This is a genomic window from Moorena sp. SIO4A1 (assembly GCF_010672065.1).
Taxonomy (GTDB): Bacteria; Cyanobacteriota; Cyanobacteriia; order Cyanobacteriales; family Coleofasciculaceae; genus Moorena.
This window is the reverse complement of the sequence record NZ_JAAHHX010000001.1, coordinates 55,920-79,464: the sequence shown is the minus strand read 5'-3', so window position 1 is coordinate 79,464 and position 23,545 is coordinate 55,920. Positions and strand designations below refer to the sequence as shown.

19 protein-coding genes are annotated in these 23,545 nt (G+C 44.3%); 4 read left to right on the top strand and 15 right to left on the bottom strand.

Annotation, left to right across the window (positions count from 1 at the left end):
- Positions 1 to 50: 50 nt before the first annotated feature.
- The 5 genes from F6K53_RS00320 to F6K53_RS00300 all read right to left on the bottom strand — a co-directional run bounded on the left by F6K53_RS00320 (position 51) and on the right by F6K53_RS00300 (position 6,367).
- Positions 51 to 1,433, bottom strand: coding sequence for an IctB family putative bicarbonate transporter (locus F6K53_RS00320; RefSeq protein ID WP_293028073.1), 1,383 nt, complete (start codon positions 1,431 to 1,433; stop codon positions 51 to 53).
- A gap of 320 nt (positions 1,434 to 1,753) precedes the next feature.
- Positions 1,754 to 3,358, bottom strand: coding sequence for a GAF domain-containing sensor histidine kinase (locus tag F6K53_RS00315; RefSeq protein ID WP_293067647.1), 1,605 nt, complete (start codon positions 3,356 to 3,358; stop codon positions 1,754 to 1,756).
- Positions 3,359 to 3,529: 171 nt separating this feature from the next.
- Complete coding sequence (locus tag F6K53_RS00310; RefSeq protein ID WP_293047808.1) at positions 3,530 to 4,267, bottom strand: GUN4 domain-containing protein; 738 nt, start codon at positions 4,265 to 4,267, stop codon at positions 3,530 to 3,532.
- A gap of 523 nt (positions 4,268 to 4,790) precedes the next feature.
- Entirely contained in the window at positions 4,791 to 5,279 is a 489-nt protein-coding gene (locus F6K53_RS00305) for an adenylyltransferase/cytidyltransferase family protein (RefSeq protein ID WP_071106454.1), read from the bottom strand.
- A 380-nt stretch (positions 5,280 to 5,659) separates the two neighbouring features.
- Entirely contained in the window at positions 5,660 to 6,367 is a 708-nt protein-coding gene (locus tag F6K53_RS00300) for a response regulator transcription factor (protein ID WP_293067643.1), read from the bottom strand.
- Between the two features lie 681 nt (positions 6,368 to 7,048).
- Here F6K53_RS00300 and F6K53_RS00295 point away from each other — a divergent pair.
- Positions 7,049 to 8,473, top strand: a complete 1,425-nt coding sequence (locus F6K53_RS00295) for an NADP-dependent isocitrate dehydrogenase (RefSeq protein WP_293028086.1) — start codon at positions 7,049 to 7,051, stop codon at positions 8,471 to 8,473.
- A gap of 522 nt (positions 8,474 to 8,995) precedes the next feature.
- Here the strand turns inward: F6K53_RS00295 and F6K53_RS00290 are convergent.
- The 9 genes from F6K53_RS00290 to F6K53_RS00250 form a co-directional block, all read right to left on the bottom strand.
- Positions 8,996 to 10,240, bottom strand: a complete 1,245-nt coding sequence (locus F6K53_RS00290; protein ID WP_293079551.1) for a hypothetical protein — start codon at positions 10,238 to 10,240, stop codon at positions 8,996 to 8,998.
- 156 nt (positions 10,241 to 10,396) lie between these two features.
- Positions 10,397 to 11,563, bottom strand: coding sequence for an LptF/LptG family permease (locus tag F6K53_RS00285; RefSeq protein WP_293028091.1), 1,167 nt, complete (start codon positions 11,561 to 11,563; stop codon positions 10,397 to 10,399).
- Positions 11,564 to 11,601: 38 nt separating this feature from the next.
- A complete protein-coding gene (gene lptB / locus F6K53_RS00280; RefSeq protein WP_293028094.1) occupies positions 11,602 to 12,330 on the bottom strand; it encodes an LPS export ABC transporter ATP-binding protein in 729 nt (242 codons plus the stop codon).
- 159 nt (positions 12,331 to 12,489) lie between these two features.
- The gene (locus F6K53_RS00275; RefSeq protein ID WP_070395222.1) at positions 12,490 to 12,972 is read right to left on the bottom strand and encodes an LptA/OstA family protein; all 483 of its coding nucleotides are present in this window, start codon (positions 12,970 to 12,972) and stop codon (positions 12,490 to 12,492) included.
- Positions 12,973 to 13,170: 198 nt separating this feature from the next.
- Positions 13,171 to 13,602: a DUF309 domain-containing protein gene (locus tag F6K53_RS00270; protein ID WP_293037216.1), complete on the bottom strand. Its 432-nt coding sequence runs from the start codon at positions 13,600 to 13,602 to the stop codon at positions 13,171 to 13,173.
- Entirely contained in the window at positions 13,599 to 13,964 is a 366-nt protein-coding gene (locus F6K53_RS00265; protein WP_070395220.1) for a ferredoxin-thioredoxin reductase catalytic domain-containing protein, read from the bottom strand. The genes F6K53_RS00270 and F6K53_RS00265 overlap by 4 nt, the downstream gene beginning before the upstream one ends.
- A gap of 238 nt (positions 13,965 to 14,202) precedes the next feature.
- Complete coding sequence (locus tag F6K53_RS00260) at positions 14,203 to 15,372, bottom strand: DUF58 domain-containing protein (protein ID WP_293067634.1); 1,170 nt, start codon at positions 15,370 to 15,372, stop codon at positions 14,203 to 14,205.
- A 16-nt stretch (positions 15,373 to 15,388) separates the two neighbouring features.
- Complete coding sequence (locus F6K53_RS00255) at positions 15,389 to 16,216, bottom strand: Uma2 family endonuclease (protein ID WP_293067631.1); 828 nt, start codon at positions 16,214 to 16,216, stop codon at positions 15,389 to 15,391.
- Positions 16,217 to 16,317: 101 nt separating this feature from the next.
- Positions 16,318 to 17,673: a Mur ligase family protein gene (locus F6K53_RS00250; RefSeq protein WP_293079548.1), complete on the bottom strand. Its 1,356-nt coding sequence runs from the start codon at positions 17,671 to 17,673 to the stop codon at positions 16,318 to 16,320.
- 209 nt (positions 17,674 to 17,882) lie between these two features.
- Here F6K53_RS00250 and glp point away from each other — a divergent pair, with 209 nt between their 5' ends.
- From glp to F6K53_RS00235, 3 genes are all read left to right on the top strand, one after another.
- Complete coding sequence (gene glp, locus F6K53_RS00245; RefSeq protein WP_293079545.1) at positions 17,883 to 19,217, top strand: gephyrin-like molybdotransferase Glp; 1,335 nt, start codon at positions 17,883 to 17,885, stop codon at positions 19,215 to 19,217.
- 511 nt (positions 19,218 to 19,728) lie between these two features.
- A complete protein-coding gene (hflX, locus tag F6K53_RS00240; protein WP_364302420.1) occupies positions 19,729 to 21,357 on the top strand; it encodes a GTPase HflX in 1,629 nt (542 codons plus the stop codon).
- 245 nt (positions 21,358 to 21,602) lie between these two features.
- Positions 21,603 to 22,208 (top strand): HD domain-containing phosphohydrolase, encoded by a 606-nt coding sequence (locus F6K53_RS00235; protein ID WP_293067622.1) that lies wholly within the window; start codon positions 21,603 to 21,605, stop codon positions 22,206 to 22,208.
- A gap of 437 nt (positions 22,209 to 22,645) precedes the next feature.
- Here the strand turns inward: F6K53_RS00235 and surE are convergent, their stop codons facing one another.
- Positions 22,646 to 23,458, bottom strand: a complete 813-nt coding sequence (gene surE / locus F6K53_RS00230) for a 5'/3'-nucleotidase SurE (protein ID WP_293067619.1) — start codon at positions 23,456 to 23,458, stop codon at positions 22,646 to 22,648.
- Positions 23,459 to 23,545 lie beyond the last annotated feature (87 nt).

Genomic DNA, 23,545 nt, shown 5'->3' with positions numbered 1-23,545 from the left:
TGGTAACTTGGTAACTTGTAACCTGCAACCTTCAAAGCAACCTGCAAATTTTAAACTTTTGAGGACTCAGAATTGGGATTGACATAGAAACTGGCAATAATGGCGACGACTAGCCACCATAGGGTCTGTACTTGAGGACGGTACCAAACGGTATCTACCAGACCATGGGCGAGCATTCCTGACATGGTAGCAATGGCTCCCATCAGCCAAAATCCCTGACGGTTAGCTAAATTTCTCAGACGACTCAGTTGTTGCATACCTTGGTTGATAGTGACCATTAGCAACCACAAGAAACATAACATCCCGATCAAACCCATTTCTACGGCAGTTTCTAAGAAAATGGAATAGGCACTGAGGGCGGTATATTTCGGGCGTTGGAAAAGGGGATAGATTTTGTTGAAGGCGTTGTTCCCTGGACCAATGCCAATGATGGGTCGGTCACGAATCATGTCCACCACAGCAGACCAAACATTCATGCGGAAGTTGTTACTACTATCTTCCCGACCAACAAAAATACTAGCAATGCGATCGCGTATAGCTGGAACAAACATGACTGCGAGAAGCATCACCCCAGCACAACTGCTTAATAGCGCTGGCATTGCCCAAGGGCGTAATTTAGGGGGCAACTGTACACTGTACCAATACACCAGCAGGATCAAGAAGACGAAAATACAAACAACAAAACCAATCCATCCACCCCGACTAAAGGTTAGCACTAGACAAACTGAATTCACGACCACCATCGTCAGTGCTAAGGCTTTGGGGAGCAAACCCTGCCAGACAAATACTGCTGCTAAACTCAATGCTACTGCTGGGATCAGATAACCAGCTAGTAAATTCGGGTTGCCCAGATAACTATAGACCCGCGTCAGTTTTGCTGCTGCTGAAGTGGGGTCTACCCAGGTAGCTAATGCTTCAGCCCCAAAAAACCACTGCCGCAAGCCGTAAATACTGACAATGAGTGATATATGGAGAAACAGGGTAATAATCCAGCTACGAAGCCGACCGGAACGCAATACCCTTGCCATCAGGGCAAAAAACAACAAATAAAGGGTTAATTTCACCAAACCACTACAGGCAGCACCTTTCACAGGAGAGAGTGCGGTGGCTATAGTGGCAACACTCCAGTAGAAGAAAACTAACAGATGAATGGGGCTTACCTTGGGCTTTCCTGTATCATCAGATAGGGTTAGCAATACCCAGAACCCTGCACTTGCAATTAACAAGATGCCTACTAGAGCATTGGACACAAAAGGAGCTAAACCGAACACCATAGCAACTATCATCGCTCCTATTGGGTCAGACCACTGTAGGAGCAAGCTACTCTGACGCCAAGCATCTAGGAGTCCCACCAGGCGATACAAATAGCTAGTGCCTCGCCACCGATACAGCTGTAAATTTGAGAGAGTAAACTTAGCCCATGCTGAATTCATTGTCTATTTTTTATTTGAACCCACCCTATCTATAATCTTTGATTTTAGATCAGGATTCATTCACCAAATACTAAAAAACTTTTCGACGCTTCCCGAAAAGCTGGTGTTCTCAGGGGGTCTTTAGCACTTTTGCTATCGACCACTTCACAAAGACTAAGCAAAATTAAACAATTTCTTAACTGAGCAACCCTGATCAGCCGTTAGTCTTCTACTTATGAGTTTTTTTGATAAATACGGTCTAGGTCTGATGGCTATATCACCTTGACAGTACCGTTGCCTATATTAGTTTAACATAGGAGTCAATGAATCGGAACAGTGGTTTAACAGTTTTGATCAGGAGACTCTAATTTAGGTAAAGTAATCACGTAGCGATACCCTAACTCTGGCAAACCTTGAACAGAAATTTTTCCTCTATGGCGTTTAGCTAAATGGCAGCTTAGTAATAGCCCTAAACTTTCACGAGATTCACTATTCTGAGGTCTTTTTTCCGATTCAGAACCCCAACTAGTAGTTTCTGGATCAAAAGAACTGGATAAAAACTGATTGTCACAGAGGAAGTTAGAACTCGAAGGTAGTTCACTGATTCCCAGTGCTTCAGTAATGAATGGGGTTTCTAAAGCATTAGCAACCGCTGCTGCTGCTGAGGGGGATTGTAACGGTAACTCAGAAATTTGTCCGTACATCTGAGGTAGACCATCTCCGAGCCAGGGGTGAGAAACCCAAACCGCGATTTTCAAAGACACGACATTAGCCCTCTCCAAATCAGTTTTTCGAGAGACATGGATGCGGACTTCACCCCCTGCCTCAGCCGAGTAAATCACACTGAATATAAGGTAATATAGCATTTGTCGCACCTTTTCTTTATCCAGAAACCAGATGCGATTACCTGGCTCTACAGATAGATGCAACTTTTGTTGATGTTGCTGCGCTATCTGTGCTAAATTGTTAATTGCTTGTTGACAGAGCATTTCAATATCTACAGCAGTTAAATTTAGTTGTTCGCTGTTTTCCTCAAAAATTCCCAAGCAAAGAATTTCATCAACCATCAATACCAGCTGACGACCACTGCAATAAACAATTTCTAGATATTCTTTTTGTTTATCAGTCAAAGACCCATAAACTTGGCGACTTAATACACTAGCCATTCCCATAATCGATGTTAGAGGTGTGCGCAATTCCTGTGTCAGCTGAGTTAGTAATTTGTACTTAATGGTGTGAACTGAGTTAAAACCAGCTATCCCATCTAGAGAGAGATTCCTAGGGCTAGAAGTTTCCGGATCAGACTCGAATTCCTGAGAGTGCTGAGGCTCTGTTGAAGAGTTGGGTAGCCAGTGAACAAAGCGGTCACGCTCTTTTTTCAAAAAATGATTCCGCTCAAATTCACTGAGACTCCAACGAGCCGTAATTGCCAAAAACTCATAATCTTTGGTGGTAAAATTGCGAGGTACTAAATCCATAACTGCTAGGGTACCTAAACACTCTCCATCAGCAGTTAACAGTGGTGCACCTAAGTAAGAACGGATACCGTAGTGGTGAACCAGTACACTACTAGCAAAGACAGGGTTGGTGACTGTATCATTAATCGCCAACATTTGATGACTATCTACTACATAGCTACAAAAGCATTCACTACGGGGCAACTGACGGGACTGTGCCACTCGATTCATTAGCCCGATTCTAGATAATCCCACAGCTGATTTGATGTGCTGTTGCATTTGTACCATAAAGCCCAAAATGCAGATAGGCACATCTAAAAATCGGGCAGTAGTCTGAGTTGCCTCGTCGAAAACTGGTACTGTTTCTGCTTCGAGTAGACCTAAATCCCGAAGAGTTTTCAGTCGTTTTTTTTCCCGTTCTTTAGGATTCAAACCATCCAGAGTACAAAAAAGTTGATTTTCTTTTCCCATAACCAACCCATTCCCCATGGTTACCTTTGGTAGCACCACAGTCCACTGGCGACTGTAGTGCTACCCACAACACTTAAGGTTCCCAGATAGAGTAGTGAAGTAAACAAATTCTCAGGAAAATAAATGCTTAAATAATGCCAAATTTTTCGGTATCAGAAGCATTTTTGTGTTTTTTTCCTTCCTGACCGCTTATGGGAGTGATGTCCGACTAGACCAAGCTGGATGAGAAAGCAAAGAGGAAAATACCCGAACACCTCTGAGCTGATTGGAAAGAGGCAAATGACCTTTTGGTGCATTGAGATCCCAGATAAACTCATGGGGATATCGGGTCCAGCGATTGCCAGTTTTCCAACCAATTTTTGGCCAAAGTTTTTCCCAGTTCTTGCCCAAAGACAACCAAAGCTCCCGCTGCACAGAAAATCCAAATTTGCCTTGAGAGTGAATAAGCCACAAGATATCAATAGTTTGCAAATCCGTAATCGGGAAATTGTCTACTTCCGAAAAATACAACCATCTTCTCTGTAGAGCAGCAGCTCCTGCTAACTCACAGAGTTTTTCGAGAGTAAGACGGTCAGCTGCGAGAAAGTCTTGTTTAACTAGCAGCTGTTGCACGGGTGTGTAATCAATGCCTGCTTCAGAACGTAGGGGTACAACCCCAGTAGGAAAATAGGTTTGCAGAAATTCATTGGTTTTGGGGATATTGGCTTGATGGAGGGCTTGATAGGCAAAACCAGCACTGAGGATAGTCGGGTTGGCACGTTGCTCCTGTAAAAATTCCATTAACACGTCTAACCCGGCAGTGCCAGTGCTGGCAAGTTCCTGAATCAAAGCCTGTTGTTTTTTTTCAGAACTAGACTTTAGCTGGCGCTGGAGTTCGGCAACTGTGTTAGAGACTTCTGCTGGGAAAGGGGCCGTTTGATCGCTCATGAAGGGTAGGGTTTGAGGTTGCACTCAAGAAGGTTGAAGTTGAATATGATAGGTTTTAAAGTCGAGAGTCAAGCAAGTTCATGCTTTTAACCTAGACTACGGCACCGGACCGCTTGTATACAACCTTCAAGCTTATAATGGTCTAACCTTAAACCTTTTACGATGAAGAACTTTTGCCAAAATTTCACCGATCGTAGTCCGTCAATTGTCTCGCTTCGGTGCTTTACTCCTAAGCTGCTCGAACAATTAACTTGCAGGTTAATTGTTAGGGGTTAGGGGTTAGGTGTTGGTTTAATGGTTAATGGTTAATGGTTAATAGTTAAGGGTGTAAGCGTGCTTAGTACCTAATGTAAGCGTGCTATCATGGCTAATTTAAGGGTGCCTATACTGAAGTAGATAGGGAGACACCCGCGACGGAGAGACAACACCCGAGGGTATGAAAAGTTTTTTCCAAAATTGACAAATAATCAATTTACACCCACAACAACTTATCAAATTTCAACCATTCTCTATTCTCACGTGCTTATCGAGCCTGAAGAATGCGGTTAATGATTTGAGTAGTGGAGGTAGGAAATTCAACCTGGACTAACTCAATCCGCCCCCCGTAGGATTGAACAATCGGGGCTTCTGGTAAAGTGGATAGACTGTAGTCACCCCCTTTAACATACACCTCTGGTTGCAATGCTTCAATTAAACGAGTAGCTGTGGTTTCAGCAAAAATCACTACCCCATCTACGGGTTTGAGAGTTGCCAGAATTTCTGCCCTCTGTATTTCAGGAACCAGTGGTCGGGGAGGATATCCTGGCTGTGATGGTTTAATGCGGTTTACTGATTGATCACTATTTAGCCCCACCACTAGAGATGAACCCAAGGATTTGGCAATCTTTAAGTAACGCACATGACCAATGTGTAGTAGATCAAAACACCCATTAGTAAATACCAGTGGTCGCCATCGCTCTGACTCGTGGGTGATCAGCTGTTGTAATTCATCGGCAGTGTAGATTCCAGTCATCTAACTTGAAAATATTTCTGAGTGCATCAGCCAGACAGTGCTGAGTTAAAAGGACTTACTCCAGTAGTAGGTTTACCTACTACCAAGGCTACCTCCCTCGCCCCAAAGTAGTTGATTTATACTTTACTGTTTACCATGTTGATTGGATTTTTTACCAAGAGGGTCAGGGAGGTTTACAGATTCCCCAAGCTATGCTAGTGTATCTTTTGAGGGATTTATTAAGCTGGGAAGCTCAACTACCAATACTATCAATACTATTATACTCATTGGTGATAGCTGATACTTAAATAAAAGCTCAGTTGATGTCTGTTGGAAGTATAAATACAAGGCAGCTCTGTCAAAATCGAAGATTGACCAATAAACCCGATTTTGCCCCATGTCTACTCCTTAGGCCTTTTGTATCCCTGCTCATAGGCAAAGCGCACCAATTGGCTACGATTATGTAGTTTCAACTTATGGAGTATACTACTGAGATGAGTCTGAACAGTACGAGGGCTGATAAATAGGCGATCGCTTATTTCTTTGTTGGTTAACCCCTGAATAACTTGCCAAAATACTCGTTCTTCTGCTGGTGTCAAGGGGAGAGGTTGAGGTTTTGCCCCTACCTGAGCAAAAGTCTTAGAATTCTCAACAGCTGTTGGTGTTGAGAATTGGTTAGCTAGATGGCCAGGAGCTATCGCAGTAGCTTGCATCAACCGAACAATTTCAGCATGGATACGGTGCGAGCGCTCTAGCAGTGCTTCGATTTTTGCCTCTAGTTCTCTGGGAGCAACGGGTTTAGTTAAGTAATCATCTGCTCCCATAGAATGACCATTAATACGGTCTTCTAATTCTGCTTTGCTAGACAAAAAAATAAATGGCATCAGCCTACCATTGGGAATGTTTCTCAGACGACGGCAAAACTCTAGCCCATCCATCTCCGGCATCAGCACATCAGAAACTACCAAATCCGGTGGATTTTTGAGACAAGCTTCCAAGGCTTCAGTTCCCGAACACACTTGTTCTACCTGGTATCCTCGATGTTCCAGGTAGCGCTTCAAAAGAGTTAGCAGGGTTTTATCATCGTCAACAACTAAAATCTTTTTCATATTCTTTCTGGAGCCACCTTTTCTACAAACACTCCTGCCAATTGGTCATGAATTGATGCTGCTGCCATCTGGCTGGAAGTCTGTGAAAGGCCCACTCAGACAAACAATACACCATATCTTTTGATCGTAATTCGATTGACCATAGGCAGAATCTATGCTAATAACACTGTAAGTTTCGGTGTTGAAGCCCTAACTATTGACACATCACCCAAGCAATTTTTTAGGAGCGATGGCGCTGCACAAAGCAGCCTTGGCTGACTGTTGTAAAACAGTTGAACACCTTCCTATTACAGGAGAACTTAAGCTATAGAACCCCTATTTCAGCATAAAGGCTGATTTAAAACAGTTGAGCCATGGTGTAATAACTTCATCAAAGCTTTGAACTTGAACTACGTTCACTCATGCTAATACCCAGAAATGGGAATTTTCGGGAAGAAAGCTCAACAACTACCTGCTCTTTCTGCCACTCTTGTCCTGTCAAGTAGTAATTATCTTAATGAGAAGCTTAACTATAGTATAGTTTTTGCCATCCCCCTATGGATAGACCTTACGTAAACTACCATTTACCTGGGGTTAATCAGCAAAAAAGCTTAATGTCTCAACCCCAGTGCAGTAGATCTGGTAGTTTTCTGACTATAAGTCTATTGCCAACTTCCATCTGAAATTCATTAAAACTACTTTATGTACGAGAAAATTTCCCCTTGCCAGACTGGTTCTGCCATTACCTACAAGGATGGTCAACCCATTGTTCCTGACAACCCAATTATTCCGTTTATTCGCGGAGATGGTACTGGCGTTGATATCTGGCCAGCTGCCCAGAAGGTAATTGATGCATCGGTCCAATGCGCCTATGGTGCCAAGCGCAGCATCAGCTGGTTTAAAATCTACGCCGGTGACGAAGCTTGCGAAAAGTACGGTACTTATCAGTATTTACCCCAAGACACCCTAAATGCCATCAAAGAATACGGCATTGCTATCAAAGGACCCTTGACAACTCCTGTGGGTGGTGGTATACGCTCTCTCAATGTCGCCCTGCGGCAAATTAATGACCTTTATGCCTGTGTGCGTCCCTGTAAGTACTACCCAGGAACCCCCTCTCCCCACAAAACTCCAGAGAAACTGGATGTGATTGTCTATCGGGAAAATACAGAAGATATCTACTTGGGTATTGAATGGCCCAAAGGAAGCGAAGTTGCTGAAAAATTGATTACTTTACTCAATCAGGATCTAATCCCAGCGACTCCAGAACATGGCACAAAACAGATTCCCTTAGATGCTGGTATTGGCATTAAACCCATCAGTAAAACTGGCTCCCAGCGTTTAGTGCGCCGCGCCATCCAACATGCCCTCAGGTTACCTAAGCCTAAGCAGATGGTGACTTTGGTACATAAGGGGAATATTATGAAGTACACCGAAGGCGCGTTCCGGGACTGGGGTTATGAACTTGCAACCACAGAGTTTCGAGCAGAATCTGTAACTGAACGGGAATCTTGGATTCTGAGCAACAAAGAGCAAAATCCTGATATTACCCTGGAAGAGAATGCTCGCGCGATTGAACCGGGTTATGATGCCTTGACCCCAGAAAAACAGGGGAAAGTGATCCAGGAAGTGGAAAATGTCCTTAATTCCATCTGGGACACCCATGGGCAAGGTCAATGGCAAGATAAGGTGATGGTCAATGACCGGATTGCGGACAGCATTTTCCAACAAATCCAGACTCGACCAGCGGAATACTCTATTTTGGCCACAATGAATCTTAATGGTGATTACCTATCCGATGCCGCTGCTGCTATGGTTGGTGGATTAGGTATGGGTCCAGGAGCGAATATTGGTGACACGTGTGCGATTTTTGAAGCCACCCATGGCACAGCTCCCAAACATGCGGGTCTAGACCGGGTAAATCCAGGCTCTGTGATTTTATCAGGAGTGATGATGCTAGAGTATATGGGTTGGCAAGAAGCTGCTGATTTGATTAAGAAGGGGATATCAGATGCGATCGCTAACCGGGAAGTTACTTATGACCTAGCCCGGATGATGACTCCACCCGTAGAACCTCCCCTGAAGTGTTCTGAGTTTGCTGAGGCAATCATTAAATATTTTAGCTAAACCTCGAGAAGCCCCGCACTTTTCCTTCATTGGGTAAGTGTCGTATGGGAAGCGCGGGACAAGGGTCGGAACGTCGAAATGCCAATGTGATATATTAACAATGGTAGGGAAAACAAATTAAGAGCTAATCGCCACCTACCAACTGAAAATAGAACTTTTTTTTGTATTGTTCCGGCGGGTCGGGGCATCCCGGAGACGAAACCTTAGAATAGGGCAGCCTTAATCATAAAGTTTTAACCCTTTACGCATAACCGACTAACCATAAAGGCCAGAGACGCGCGCCTTAGACAGGGTCGCCTTATAACAATAGCCTTAACCCTTTTACGCATAGCCTGCCGACCATAAAGGCGACCCTGTCTTACCGTAACTTCAAACCCTATTCTTGCGGTAACTTCTGACCGTGTCGTTAATAAAGCTTATCGTTCGCGTAGCGTGGCCAAAGGCCTTGTATCCGAACGCGCCCCGCGTCGGGCAAAGCCCGATGGCAATAGCTGGAGTTGGTAAGAATCCCGCGCTGTCCCGTTAGGGCAGCTTCGGGAGTATGTCACGTCGCCTCAGCTGACTTGGTTCAAGCTTAGACTTTAAGCGACGCTGATTGAAAAACTGATTTTGACTAGTAGACTGGGTAGAAAATTGCCCCAATTTACTTGTTCCTTGCGGTGCTACTGGTCTAAGAGGTGCTGCCGTTGTTACACCGGTAGCTTGCCGGAATGGAGTAGAGTAGGTGTTGGAATTGAGAGGAACTGTAGGTGTTGTCGGAAAAGTTCTATCGTTCCTTGTTCGAGGTAGATTGACTCCAGGATAATTAATTTGTCCTGGAGAAGGAGCTGTTGTGGGTGTGGTCGAGAAAGTCCTGTTGCCGGTTACACCTGGTGTTGTTACCCCAGGATAGGTAATTTGTCCTGGATAGGAGGGAGTCGGTAATGCTTGATTCCCAGTTGCCGTCAACGGTATTCCGCCCCTAGCTTTAATTTCCTGAGTTCCTGAGTTCCGTTGTTCGAGAAGTCCCCTGTTTCCATAGGAGATATTTGAAGGCAAGATGTTAGCAGGTAGTTGAGCTTTGCTATTACCGGTAACAGACTTAGCAGCATTAAGCCTATTCAAGGCTTCCTGTAAAGGGCTGACTGGTAACTGTGTTGGATTAGTGTAGAGGGAATTGAGGGAACCCAACCCCAACACAGAATTAGTCTGGTTCAGTGTGCTTGAGGATAAAGATCTCTGATTAACAGAGTTAGGATTGCTCAGTAAGTCACTCCCAGGAACGGGAGGGATATTAAACAAATCGTTTGTAGATGTAGCAAAGGGATTTCTGGCTTTTGAGGACTGCTGAGGTTGGAAGTTTGGGTTTAGCAAAGGTGATTTTGCTTGGGAGTTAGCTTTTGTCTGCTGAATAACTTGAGTAAATAACCCTTCTGAATTTTTGGTTTTAGACTTTTTGCCTTTCTTGGTTTGCTGTGGTGGTACTGATATAGCACTTAGGGCTTCGAGCTCTGCTAATAGCACGGCAGAATTATCAATATCAGCTAACCTTGCCGCTAGTTCATCATCTTCAGAAGACAGGGTTGGTTCAACGGTGGGAGTATCAGTTTCAGCCACTTGATTGATCCCAATTGCCCTTAACAATTCTGGATGGTTCCAGTATTCCCGGAGAAACCACAACATTAGGGATAACAAGACAGCTGCTCCCCAAAATGCTGGTCGTCCCAAAGGTTGTAGTTGAGCTTTCCAATAGCGGAGGTAGGCAGGAGGTTGATGACGAGAAGACATGGCACGTTTCAACGATGTTAGACATTTCAGCTTCGCTGTAACTTGATGCTAGCCTCTAATCAACCGATTCAGGTTTACAATTAGCAATTTACAATTAGCAATTTACAATTAGCAATTTACAATTAGCAACAATAACCACCTGTCTATCTAGCCTACTTATCGCGCAGCTCTATATAACAACAATCCTCCAGCACCTAGTCCAAATAAATTGGGCAACCAGGCTGCCATAACAGGAGAGAAAATGTTAACTAGACCTAGGGCATTGGTGATAAACCCTAATAAGTAGTAAGAAAAAATTACTAAAACACTAATTCCGAAACTGGTTGCTTTACCTGTACGTTGAGGACGAGTTCCCAAGGAAGCTCCCACTAAACCAAAAACTAGACAAACAAAGGGAAAAGAAATTTTTTGTTGAATTCTGATCCTAAGTTTACGAATTTTTTTAGCATTACCACTATGGCGTAATACCTCCAAACGCTCTAGAGACTGAGCAATGTTCATTTCACCATAGTCACGATTTTTTTTGGCCAAATCCAAAGGTGTTCTAGGAAGTTGTAGCTTTTGTTTTTCAAATCTAAGGATATTGCGGTAAGAAGCATCGGGAGATATAATATAGATCGTGCCATCTATAAAATCCCAGAGATTTTCAGTTGGGTTCCAAACGGCAGATTGAGAGGTTACAATTTGTTCTAGACCGGTCTGAGAAAAGTCTAAAATTGTCAAGCCCCTCATCTGCTTACCATCAAATTGCTCGGCGTAGAACCAACGCTTAATTTTGTTAACTTTTTTGCCATTGGGTAGCTTTACTTTTTGATATTCGGGATAAAAGATGTTCCTTTCCTGAAAGGATGGTCTTTCTTTTTTAAGCGCTTTGTCTAAGGTGATTTTGGACTGGTAGTTAGCCGCAGGAACCACTAATTCATTAAATACAAATGTCAGACTTGTAACGAGCAAACTCACCACTACAGCAGGTATTACGAGTCGGTAGATGCTTACCCCAAAGCTGCGCATGGCAATCAACTCACTATCGCTGCTGAGGCGAGAGTATGCCATCAGAGCAGCTAGGAGCATGGACATTGGTAAAGCATAGGAAATAAACTGGGGTATCTGCAACAGTAGCACTTGAAGTGCAATTCCCAATGGTAGTCCTGCTTCAGTAACTTTGCGAACCAACTCAAATAGGGTTCCAATAGCTACACCCAGTGATGAAAAAGCACCAATACCAAACAGCAGTGGTGGGATTAGCTCAAATACGATGTACCGATCCATCACTGATAAGCCAGGCATTAGTGCAATGATGGACTTGGATTTACCAAATTTCATGATTTGCTAATCACTAAATTAATTTTTAATAGCTTCTGTTATCGTTGAAACCCTGTCCCTAAGTAATACTTACGTACTAGAGGATTATCATAAAGTTCTTCAGCACTTCCGGCAGCCAGGATTTGTCCTTCTCGCATAATGTAGGCGCGGTCAGTAATCGCTAGGGTTTCTCTTACATTGTGGTCAGTCACCAGAATTCCCATTTGGCGATCGCGTAATCGAGCCATAATTTTTTGAATCTCTGAGACAGCAATGGGATCGACACCAGCAAATGGCTCATCCAAGAATAAGAACTTCGGTCCAAGTGAACCAACAGCTAACGCTCTTGCCAGTTCTGTTCGACGTCTCTCTCCTCCAGACACTTGATTACCTAAGGTATTGGCGACTTTTTCCAAACGAAACTCTTGGAGTAAGTAATGCATTCTTAATCGCCACTCACTACGAGGCACACCAGTTTGTTCTAAGACTAATTGAATATTGTCCCGAACACTAAGGTGGCGGAAAATACTAGCTTCCTGAGCCAGGTAACCAATACCTAGCTGGGCTCGCCGATTAATCGGCATGGCAGTGATATCTTGATCATCTAGCCAAACTGTACCCAGATTGGGTTTTTCTAGACCAGTGGCAATGTAGAAGGTTGTAGTTTTACCAGCACCATTAGGACCAAGCAACCCTACAACTTCTCCTTGGGCAACGGAAAGATGAACACGACTGACAACACTGCGCCTGCCATAGGACTTATGGATATTATCTAATAATATTTTCACAGATAGCACCTTTAATCGGTCATTAGTCAATAGTCCATAATCTTTATATACTTGGTAATTAACTAATGACCAGGAAATGACCATAAGTGGTTGCAGGCTATTCTATCAATTAAGATCTAGTTTTTAAGCCATAATGACTGATGGTAGGGGTTGATTTAGCTAGGGAAGCCCTGGAGCCGGTGATGTGGTGCTGTCTGAGTCTGTAACGATGTAAATTGATTCTACCTGTTGGTTCTGTTGAGGCAGGGCTACAAAGCGTCCTTCATCAATCAAATAGGTAATGGTTTCACCCTGAATACTATTGCCCTCCTGCAACACAAAAACATTGCCATTGAGAACCAGACGACGCTCACGGCTGAAGTATTGGGCTTGGGCTGCAGTTGCTTGTATTTGGCGAGCGGGATAGTTAATTTGGACATTGCCACGGGCTGTGACTACGCCAGTTTTGGAGTTAGCTTCCTGGACATCAGAGCGAACCGTCAAGGCACTTCCATCAGCAGCTGATGGTTTATTTTGGGCTTGTGCTTGGGGGATGTTAAGGAAAGTTGGTAATGCGATCGCACCTACCAAGGTAACTGGCAAGAATAATCTTAGACCTAGATTATGCCTTAATCGGTTAGTATATTTAAGGTCGGACTTCATGCTGTTGTGTGTGATGACTGATCTCGAATACCAATAAGCTGTTCTGCCTACTAGTTTAAGCAAATCCAGCCATAGCTTGGGAATTAAAATGGGCTTTTTGCTCTAAGGCACGTGTTTTAGTTTTGACGACTAGGCACCAACAAAGTTTCTCATCCCTTCAAAGCATGTCCTAAGAACTAATGGTTAACAAGTTAATGGTTAACCATCAACTCCCTTGAGTTTTGGAAAACCCCTAACCCCTTCGCCACCAACTACAACATCATTGCTGTCAGCCGCCTCTAACTGTCTAACAAAATCAGCAACTTGCTCTGAGCCGACGTTTTGCAATGCCTGTAGGAGATTAACACTTTGAGATAGTAGCTCAGTGACATCAATCCCCCCATAGTCTGGTTGATAGTTACTGAGACGTCCGATCCCTTCACCGAGTAAAACCACTGCACCACGCCAGTTTAGATTACCTAGGTGGTAGCAGCCAACAGCTATTTGTAAAATGCCTTGATAAAACCGCTTTTGCGGCTCAACTGCTTCTATCCATAAAGCTTCAAGGGTGTCGTGACAAGCGTAAAACTCTTGCTGATTAAATTGATCGACACCCTGCCAAAATTCTTCAGGTAGTACTATGGCTGTCATGCCATGCTATCTCGCGCAGCTTTAATTTCGTCTAGGGAAATTTCTTGCTTATCACCGGCAAAATCATTATCCGGGGTTAAAAATAACATACAGTGGCACTCCTTGCGTTCCCGCATGGGGACACAAGGGCAATTCCAGAAGGTAGCTTTCACCTCTGCTTCTTTGTCTTCATAATGGCGGCAAGGGCATAAGGGAGCACCGAGTTCTTCTTTGTTTTTGGCAAGTCCCTCAATAACCACAGCAGTTACGCTTGGGTCAACACAGAAGTAAGTGTCAGTACGCTGAGCATAAGTCTGAGCAAAGTTTTGCATCGCCTCCAGTTTACTATCACTGGCTTGATTAGCTATTGGTGATGTAGTCATTTAGGAAAATTGACTTGTGAAACAGTTTTTAGCATTGTATCGTACTGTCTTAAACGTAAATCGGATAGTTGTTGATCGTTGGGATACCGATACATAGTGTAGGATAATTGTTTTGATGGGGTTGAATTGGTGTTAAGACATACCAAAACCCTCTGCTTTACCCTAAATCAGCAGACATGACTGCAAAAAATCTGACCTTACCTCTGTTAATAATCCGTTGCGTTCCACAGCTTATTTGCTATCGTATCGGTTGCTGTAACTGGGGTTTTAGGGGCTCAGTCGTATTAATTACAATTCCCAAACTATCGCGCTTAAGTTGTTGGACTGGCTTCCCCACGGATACATCTTTTGGCCACAGTAAGCAACGACTTCCAGGGGGTAGGGAGTTAAGACTAACAGGATTTTGAGTCAGCCAGATCAAGGGTAGATAGGGGGGTAAATAGGGTTGCTCTTCAGCTTTACCATCAACTCCGGCTTGGGTGGCAGCAAGGGATTCTAACACTACTGAGTTACCGTGCAATAACCCTGTTCTCGGTGTCCAGAATTTCACATTTGGCTTAGTCCGACAAGCATAGGAGTAAATAGAAGCAGCAGCAATCACGGCTTGTTCAAAGTCTTCGGGATGCCATTGACTGGAGCTATCGAGGCATATGATAATTTCTTGAGAACCAGTCAATACTTCTAACTCCCGTACCAGTAATTCACCGTAACGAGCACTGGTGCGCCAGTGAATCAGACGGGTAGGGTCACCAACTCGGTAAGGTCGTAGTGCTTTGGTAAGGTCTTGGCTAAGTGATTGAGATTTGCGATCGCTTTGGACTTGCATACTGTCCTCTTTACCCATTTCATCCACTAGGGGACAGCGAGTAAGGGGAAGTACAGTGGGATAAACTACTGCCCTAGCGCTGACATATCGACGGCGACGGCACCAAAATAATCCCAAGGGTGTGGCAGTTCTCAATTGTACCTGGTGCCACCGATAGACTCCTCGTTTGGCAGTGGGATGGTAATAAACCCAGCGATGGACACTTTGGGCTGGAATATTGGCTACTGGGGTTTTGGTCATTGCTCCCAGTTCCGGTGGCAGCATATCCTGAATTTGTAATAGGGTTTGAGGCCGGAGGGTGGGGTTTTCGATTTCTAGTTCAATGGTTAACTGGTCTCCGACACTGACCGGTGAGATCGGATGTCGGCGTACTGATAGATGGTGAAGCGATCGCACTGGCAAGATAGCGGCAATTACCAGTAGGGCAAAAATCATCGCACTGATCACATAGAGCCATCCTGCCATGGTATTGGTGGCAGCGCCAAAGAAACAGATGGCAATACCTGCTAAAAGCAAACCTCCATAGGCGGGATTAACCCAGTTGGTTTCTAACCATTCGGTGGTTTGTTTAATAACGCTCATGACTTTTTACAGTTATTCAACCCTCAACTTGTTGTCTTACCTGTTCTACACTCAAGCTAAGGGCTTCTGCTACCTGTTCCACTGTTAGTCCCATCTTGAGGAAACGGGGCACAGCCTCGAAGATTGCCTGTTCAGCTTTTTGAGCTCGTGCATGTTCTACTTCCGCCCGCTCATTACCAATCAGCAATAGATTACCTTGGTTATCCCACCACCTTAACCAGAGTTGGTTTTGATTTTGATAGGTTCCCTGCCACAGTCCCAATTCGATTCCTAATGGTTCAATGGGATAATGACCTCGCTCGTTGGGCTTCATTTTGTGATAGAAACCTTTAAGGAATTCATAGACCTCCAAGTTACCGGTTTTGATTTCATAAATGCCGTAATAGGCAATGCGTATAATCTGCTCATAAACCCAAAATTTGCCTGGTTTAGTTACTTTTCCTTCCTCACTTCGGGATAGAGGAGTTTGGTCTCGTTCTTCTTCCCCGTTCCCACTGGCAAATTCAAGAGCAATTAAAGGAGCGATATATTCTCGCCATATAACGTAGGAACGGCGAATTTCACCATCTAACTTAGGGGGAACATTGGGAACATAAAACCAGTCAGGAGCTTCTGCTCCTTTTTCGGGTGGGTCAGTTTCTCGCCAATAAATACCACAGTCTTGCCCAATGGCATAGTGTCCATCAGGATGGATTTGCTGTAAAACTGGTCCAATCGAATCTGTCAGTAATATGCTTTGGGGGTGTTCCTGAAAATTTTTCACAAAACTTCCATCTGATTCTGGTAGTTGGGTGTGATCTGGGAAAGGAGGAGGTAAAACAACCCGGTCAATACTTTGAGTCATGGTTTCCTGATCGGCTACTGCTGGGGGTATAGATTTATTTTGGCAGAATTTTTCATGAGTCAGGACTTAATAAAATTTCCAATTATCTCCCTTAAAAATACCTACAAAATTTTGCGCCCAGTCAAAAGTCCCCGCACTTCCAACATGGCAGAATAAGTAGGCAAAATATGAAGGGTTTCGTCAGCTGGAGTTTCGTCCAAAGCGGTAGCGATCGCGTCTGATAAATCTTCTTTAATAATCAATTGGCAATTAGTCTGGTCTTGATTCTGGTCTTGATTCTGGCTGTATTGTAGACGGAGTGCCATATCATAAACGCGATCGCCACTGACTACCACAGTTCCCCCTGAGTTCACTAATTTCTCTGTATCCACATCCCAAATCCAAGACACATCTGTGCCATCGGGGGTTCGGTCATTGAGTACCACTAGCTTAGTGGATGCTCCACCTTGTTTTTGCAAGTCATTTACAGCCCGAATCGTTTCATTCATCCCTACTGGATTTTTGGATAACAGAATCCGAACCCGCTTCCCATCGACAACTAATTCTTCTGCTCGTCCAAAGGCAGCGCGAAAGCTTTTAATACTGTTGTAGATGGTATCCCGGTCAATTCCCATCTCTATGGCTAGTAATCCCGCTGCCAATGTGTTGTATTTGTTATAGATACCAATTAATATTTGTGGCCACTGGCTACTATTGACTCCGAGTTGAGGTTTACTAAAGCCACATTGAGGACAGTGATAGTCTCCTAGATGGGACAGATAAACCCCCTCATAGTCCAGGGGATGTCCACAACTGGGGCAGTAAATTGAGTCAACGGCATGGGGAATTTCATCAAGATAGAGATCTGGCTCACTTAACCCAAAGAAAAGGACTCTCTGGGGTAACTGTTGACCGAGGTAAGACAGGGTAGGGTCATCGCCGTTTAAAACTACAACGGTTTCCTCAGGTAAGGGAGCGATCGCATTTTGCCAGCGACGGCTAATAGTATCCACTTCCCCATAACGATCCAGCTGGTCACGAAACAGGTTTAAGCCCAAAATAAATTTAGGCTGACAATCAAGCAATAGCAAGGGCAGCACATTTTCATCTACTTCCAAAAGGGCGTAGTCAGCATCCAACTGACCAATGCCATTGGTATTAACTAGGAGTGCGGTCACTAAGCCATTAATCAAATTTGCCCCAGTACTATTGTGAGCAACTTGCCAACCAAGGTCTTCCAGGATAGTGCATAGAAGTAGAGAGGTGGTAGTTTTACCGTTAGTACCAACAATTAGAATCACACCTCGTCTGACCTGATCCAAGAGTAAGGGAAGCACTTGAGGCTGGAGACGACGGGCAATTGCTCCAGGCAGAACACTTGCTGCCCCTAGGTTTAATAACCGAACCAGAGCGGTGACGGTTTTGGCAATGCCTACGGATAACCCTAATCGTAATCTATCGATAATTGATCTAGTCACGGGATGAAAGCTACAAGTTGTTCGTGGATTAAAGAGTTGGAACCAAAGATGAACCGATCAGAATCGAAACTTCCGATCAAAACTAAAAACCTACCATTGATGAAGTGGAGGATAATTAGGGAAGATTTCACGCCCACCACAGCGCAAGTACTTCACTGTGTCCTTCATGCAATAGTGCTGCATCGTTCATCTTTCATACTTAATAGGCAATGCTAGCAGTTCAAGAAGCAGAGTCAATCATTCTCAATTTGGTTCAACCCTTTGACCCACGGCTGGAAACACAGGTGGTAGAGCTATCCGCTGCCACTAATAGAATTCTGGCAGCAACAGTGACCAGTAACTTAGATTTTCCCCACTGGGATAATTCAGCCATGGATGGGTATGCCGTGCGTTATAGCGATGTCCAATCCTGCAATCGCGAACAACCAGTAGTTTTAACTATAGTAGAAGAAATCCCTGCTGGATATCAACCCCAATGTGAAGTCAAACCCGGACAAGCGTCACGGATTTTTACTGGAGGTTGTATGCCAAAAGGAGCTGATACGGTGGTGATCCAAGAAAACACCAAGCTCCAGGACAACCAGGTGGTGATTTTGGAGGCTCCCCAACCCCAAGCCTTTGTCCGTCATCGGGCATCTTTTTACCAAGCCCAAACCAGTCTTATGAAACCAGGCATTAGGCTTGGTGCTCCAGAAATCGCCATTTTAGCTGCAGCTCAGTGTAACCAATTGACAGTGTATCGGCGTCCTCGGGTGGCAATTTTTTCCACTGGCAACGAGCTAGTAACCCCTGACCAACCCCTAAAACCTGGTCAAATTGTCGATTCTAATCAGTATGCCTTGGCTACCTTTGTCTCCCTCTTAGGGGGAGTACCCATAGCTATGGGGATTGTGCGCGATCAGCCAGACGATCTAAAAAATGCGATCGCAAACGCTATCTCCGAAGCAGATATGGTTCTATCTACTGGCGGTGTATCAGTGGGAGATTATGACTATGTAGACAAAATCTTAGCCCAGCTCGGGGCAGAGATTCACATCCACTCGGTTGCCGTTAAACCCGGTAAACCCCTAACAGTTGCTACCTTTACCTCCCCCTTGCCTAATTCCATAGAAGACAGTGACCTTTCTAGCACTCCCTCCTGTTCAAAACGTCCAGTACTGTACTTTGGTCTACCTGGGAATCCCGTTTCAGCACTAGTTAGTTGTTGGCGGTTTGTTAAACCAGCACTGTTAAAACTATCTGGTTTACCGGAGGAAGTCTCGAAACCAATTTTTGTCAAAGCGATCGCATCTAATGACTTACATGCCGGTGGAAGCCGGGAAACTTACCTGTGGGGACAACTGTGTTTAGATGCAGCTGGTGCCTACGAATTTCATCTGGCCAGTGGTAGTCATAGTTCTGGTAATTTGATTAATCTTGCTTATACCAATGGTCTAGCGCTGGTGCCAATCGGTAAAACCTTGATTCGGGCTGGTGAATCAGTATTAGTCTTACAGGTAGGGGAAGGTTTGGCTAGGGCAAAAGGTAATATGAAATCCGGTTGAATAACCATACTTCCTGGTGAGGCGAGCAGGGTAGGAGGGGAGCAGGGGCAAAAAGATTTTGTCTAGATATCGTAAATGTAGACAATTATCCGGATTTGATATAATAGACATCTCCAAAAATTAACCTCAAACCCTTGGACTGCCTGGGTCAAAACCGAGTTTCTGGAGATGTCTAAAAGGTAAAAGCCATGGAAGCAAGCATCTTTAATTTATAACCAGAAACTGGGTTTTAAGGGTCTTGGTGCGTAATTCCTGTGGACTAACGCTTTGTTGTCATACCTTGCTCGCCACACCCGGTCAACCGGTCACCCACCCCATCACCCTATACCCGTAGCAAAGCCGGATTTTTGGTTTCACTGTGTAAGTCCTAAAATAGATAGAGTAGTCTTGGAAACCAGGTTACTGGTCAGTAGCGCCTATCGATACTATCTACGGTAATCTTCAAGGTCTTAAGCCTAGCCAGCTCAAGCAACTAAAACGGCTGTATCACCAACGCTTACCTAGCGATAACTTGACTACACCGGAGTTTGCTCAACGTGTTGCAGCCATTAGCACAGACATTCAACAGCCCCTATGCACCTACATCAATCGCCGGGGACAAGTGATTCGTGTGGCTGTAGGTACCCCTACTCAGACCAAAATTCCTCCCCTGGAATTGCCCCGTTACGGTGCTGAACGATTGTGCGGGATTCGCTGTATCGCCACTCAGCTCAAATCAGAAACCCCTAGAGAATCTACCCTCACGGCTATGGCAATTCAGCGATTGGATGCATTGGTGGTACTTACGATTACTGGGTCAGGTATGATAAGGCGGGGTGGTGGAGCAACAGGTTATATCAAAGAAACCTATCTCGCACATTTGCTCCCTCCTAGTAACTCAGAAGGACACAATAAGGTAGACTCTCAACTCCTAAATTGGAGTGTATCATCACCCATTAGTCTGGATATTCTGACCAAGCAGGATTTCCAGGAATTGGTCGAAGAGCTAGAAGCTGAGTTTCGACGGCAATTTGTGGCTCAGGAAGTCGATGTTGACCAAGATAGGGTGCTGATTATAGGGTTAATGACTGAAAAAATCAGCCCAGAGCGATTTGAAGATGGCTTAGCAGAAATTGGGCGGTTGGTGGAAACCGCTGGTGGAGAAGTATTAGGGGTAATCCAGCAAAAGCGATCGCATCCCCATCCCCAAACAGTAGTTGGTAGCGGTAAAGTAGAGGAAATTGCCCTGACTACCCAAACTCTAGCCGCTAATCTGGTAGTATTTGACCGCGACCTATCACCAGCACAAGCTCGCAACCTAGAATCCCAAATTGGTGTTCGGGTTGTAGACCGTACTGAAGTGATTCTCGATATTTTCGCCCAAAGAGCTCAGTCCCGTGCTGGTAAATTGCAGGTGGAACTGGCACAACTAGAATATATGTTGCCTCGCCTTACTGGTCGGGGTCAGGCGATGTCCCGGTTAGGGGGTGGCATTGGTACTCGTGGTCCGGGTGAAACCAAACTGGAAACCGAACGTCGCTCCATTCAGCGTCGAATTGCCCGACTTCAACAAGAAGTAAACCAATTACAGGCTCATCGGTCAAGGTTAAGGCAGCGGCGTCAGCAACAGGATGTTCCGACAGTAGCGGTCGTTGGTTATACAAATGCTGGCAAATCTACCCTGTTGAATACCCTAACCAATGCTGAGGTTTATACCGCTGACCAGTTATTTGCTACCCTTGACCCCACCACCCGACGCTTACCTATTGTTGACTCAGTAACGGGGAAATCTAGCGCTATGCTATTGATCGATACGGTAGGGTTTATTCACGAGTTACCCCCACCCTTAGTAGATTCATTTCGGGCTACCCTCGAAGAAGTAACAGAAGCAGATGCTTTGCTGCATTTAGTGGATTTATCCCATTCAGCGTGGGCTAGTCACATTCGTTCTGTAATGGGGATTCTGAGGGATATGCCCATTACACCAGGACCGATTTTAGTAGTATTTAATAAAATCGACCAAGTAGATAGTGATACCCTAGCGTTAGCGAAAGAAGAATTTCCTCAAGGAGTCTTTATTTCTGCTAGTAAACGTCTTGGACTGGAGACATTGCGTCAGAAACTAGTTGAGTTAGTTCACTATGCGATCGCAACTCAATAAAGTGAATCAGCTTCATAAAAAAATAACTAAAATCGTGAGTTCGCTCGTTCTAAACAAGTAGTTCTTTTGGCAGTTTTATGTCTTGCTATGAGTCGATTTTATCAAAGTCTATTACTACTTTTAGAGGACTACCATTATGATATAATGACTTAATCAACTGGGTTAGCTTCATAAAAAAATCACAACTGTAAGCTAATAGATAGGGATAATTTAATTGTTAAAACCAAAACCAACTTCAAAGTTTGATGCTTCGTTCTGGGGACGCCGATATCCTAAATTTCCTTGAACAAATCCAGTTGGCTCGCAACGTCCCGATTGGCTTAAGGTGCTATCGTCTGCGAACTATGTGCATGCATTTTGGGCGCTGGTTAAACTTAGAGCCAGAAGCAATGCGTCAGCTGGTTTTTTTGTGCTATTGCCACGGTTTAGGGAAAATTAGCATTCCCGATCAGATCCTGTTCAAAACAGGACCGCTGACAGAAAAGGAGTGGACAAAAGTTAAGGAGTATCCTGAAGTTTCAGAACTGATTTGTAACCAGCATCCGCTCCTGAAGGAGTTTGCATTCTTAGTGCGTACCCACCAAGAGAGGCTGAATGGCACTGGTTATCCGGATGGGTTGCGTGGTGATAAAATTCCTTACATTGTTCAGGTCTTTCAGCTGGTGAATGCGGCAGATGCTATCATCAGCAAGCGGCTATATCGTAACCGTAGTGATCCCCCAGGCATTCGCCCCTACTGGAAACAGGCGGTAGCAGAAATTACCAAAGAAATAAACGTTGGTGCAAGAGATCCAGAACTCTGTGAAAAGTTTTTCCGCTTTCTTGAACTGTACTATCGAGGCGGTGGTTGAAGGTTTAAAGTTGAAGGTTTAAGGTTGAAGGTTTAAAATTGAAGGTTTAAAGTTTAAAGTTGAAGGTTTAAAGTTTAAAGTTGAAGGTTGAAGTTTGAAGGTTGAATGCTTAAGGTTGAAAGTTGAAAGTTGAAAGTTGAATAAAAAAATAGTTGACTAGTTGGTTTCACCTTTTTCTTTTTTAAGCTATTGCCAACGGGTCTTACAATTACCAAGCATCTCATCAATACCTGCTTTAATCGTTAGAGAAATCCGCTGACTAAAGTTGTCGCAGCATGGGTGGTTTTTACATTATTTTTGAGGATTAAACGGTCACTTGTATTTCTGTATAAAAGCAGTAAAGCTGCTCATTTGTCAATATAAATTCAGGTAAATTTTCCAAAACTTTATCCTTCATCCTTCATCTTTCATCCTTGATTATACCCTACAAGGAAAGCCTAGGGCGAACATCCTTCATCTTGACCCAGTTTCAACTGCTGCAAGTGATACACCCTAGCAGTATCAGTGAGGTTATATTGTAAAGGGGTGATGGTAATGTAGTTGTTGCGAATTGCCTGAACATCAGTAGGGATATCTTGAGGTAAGTGAATATGATCGGGTTGTTCCACATCCTCAATAACTTCACCAGCTAACCAGTAATAGATTTTGCCTCGGGGATCAACTCGTTTCTCAAAATTCTCGATATAACGACGAATCCCTTGACGGGTGATGGCAATACCAGCTATTTCTGAGAGCTTAACAGCTGGCACGTTCACATTGAGTAATGTTGTTTTTGCTAAAGGTTGCTCTGACAGCTGATTTAGGAGAGTTTTCGCAAATGAAGCCGCTACTTGAAACTCCTTTGAGGTGTAGGTAGCTAGACTGAAGGCAATGCTGGGAATCCCTCCGATTACCCCTTCCATAGCGGCTGAAACAGTGCCAGAGTAGAGGACATCAGTACCCAGGTTAGAGCCGTGGTTAATCCCAGAAAGCACTAAATCTGGCGCGCTATCCATTAATGCCCACAAAGCCAGCTTTACACAGTCTGAAGGGGTTCCAGAACAAGACCAAGCAGTAACCTTGGGATGAAAGATGTGATCTATAACTTCAGCACGGATCGGGTCATGGAGGGTCAAACCGTGACCAGTTGCTGAGCGCTCTCGGTCAGGACATACTACGGTAACATTATGCCCCGCTTCAGCGAGGGTGTTGGCAAGGGTACGTACACCAAGGGCAAAAATACCATCATCGTTGCTGATGAGCAATTTCATGAGATAGGATACTGCAGCCAAAGATAAAAGTCGCTGTTCGATTTTAATCTGAAATTGATATACTCTAAGACCGTTTACCCCACTCAG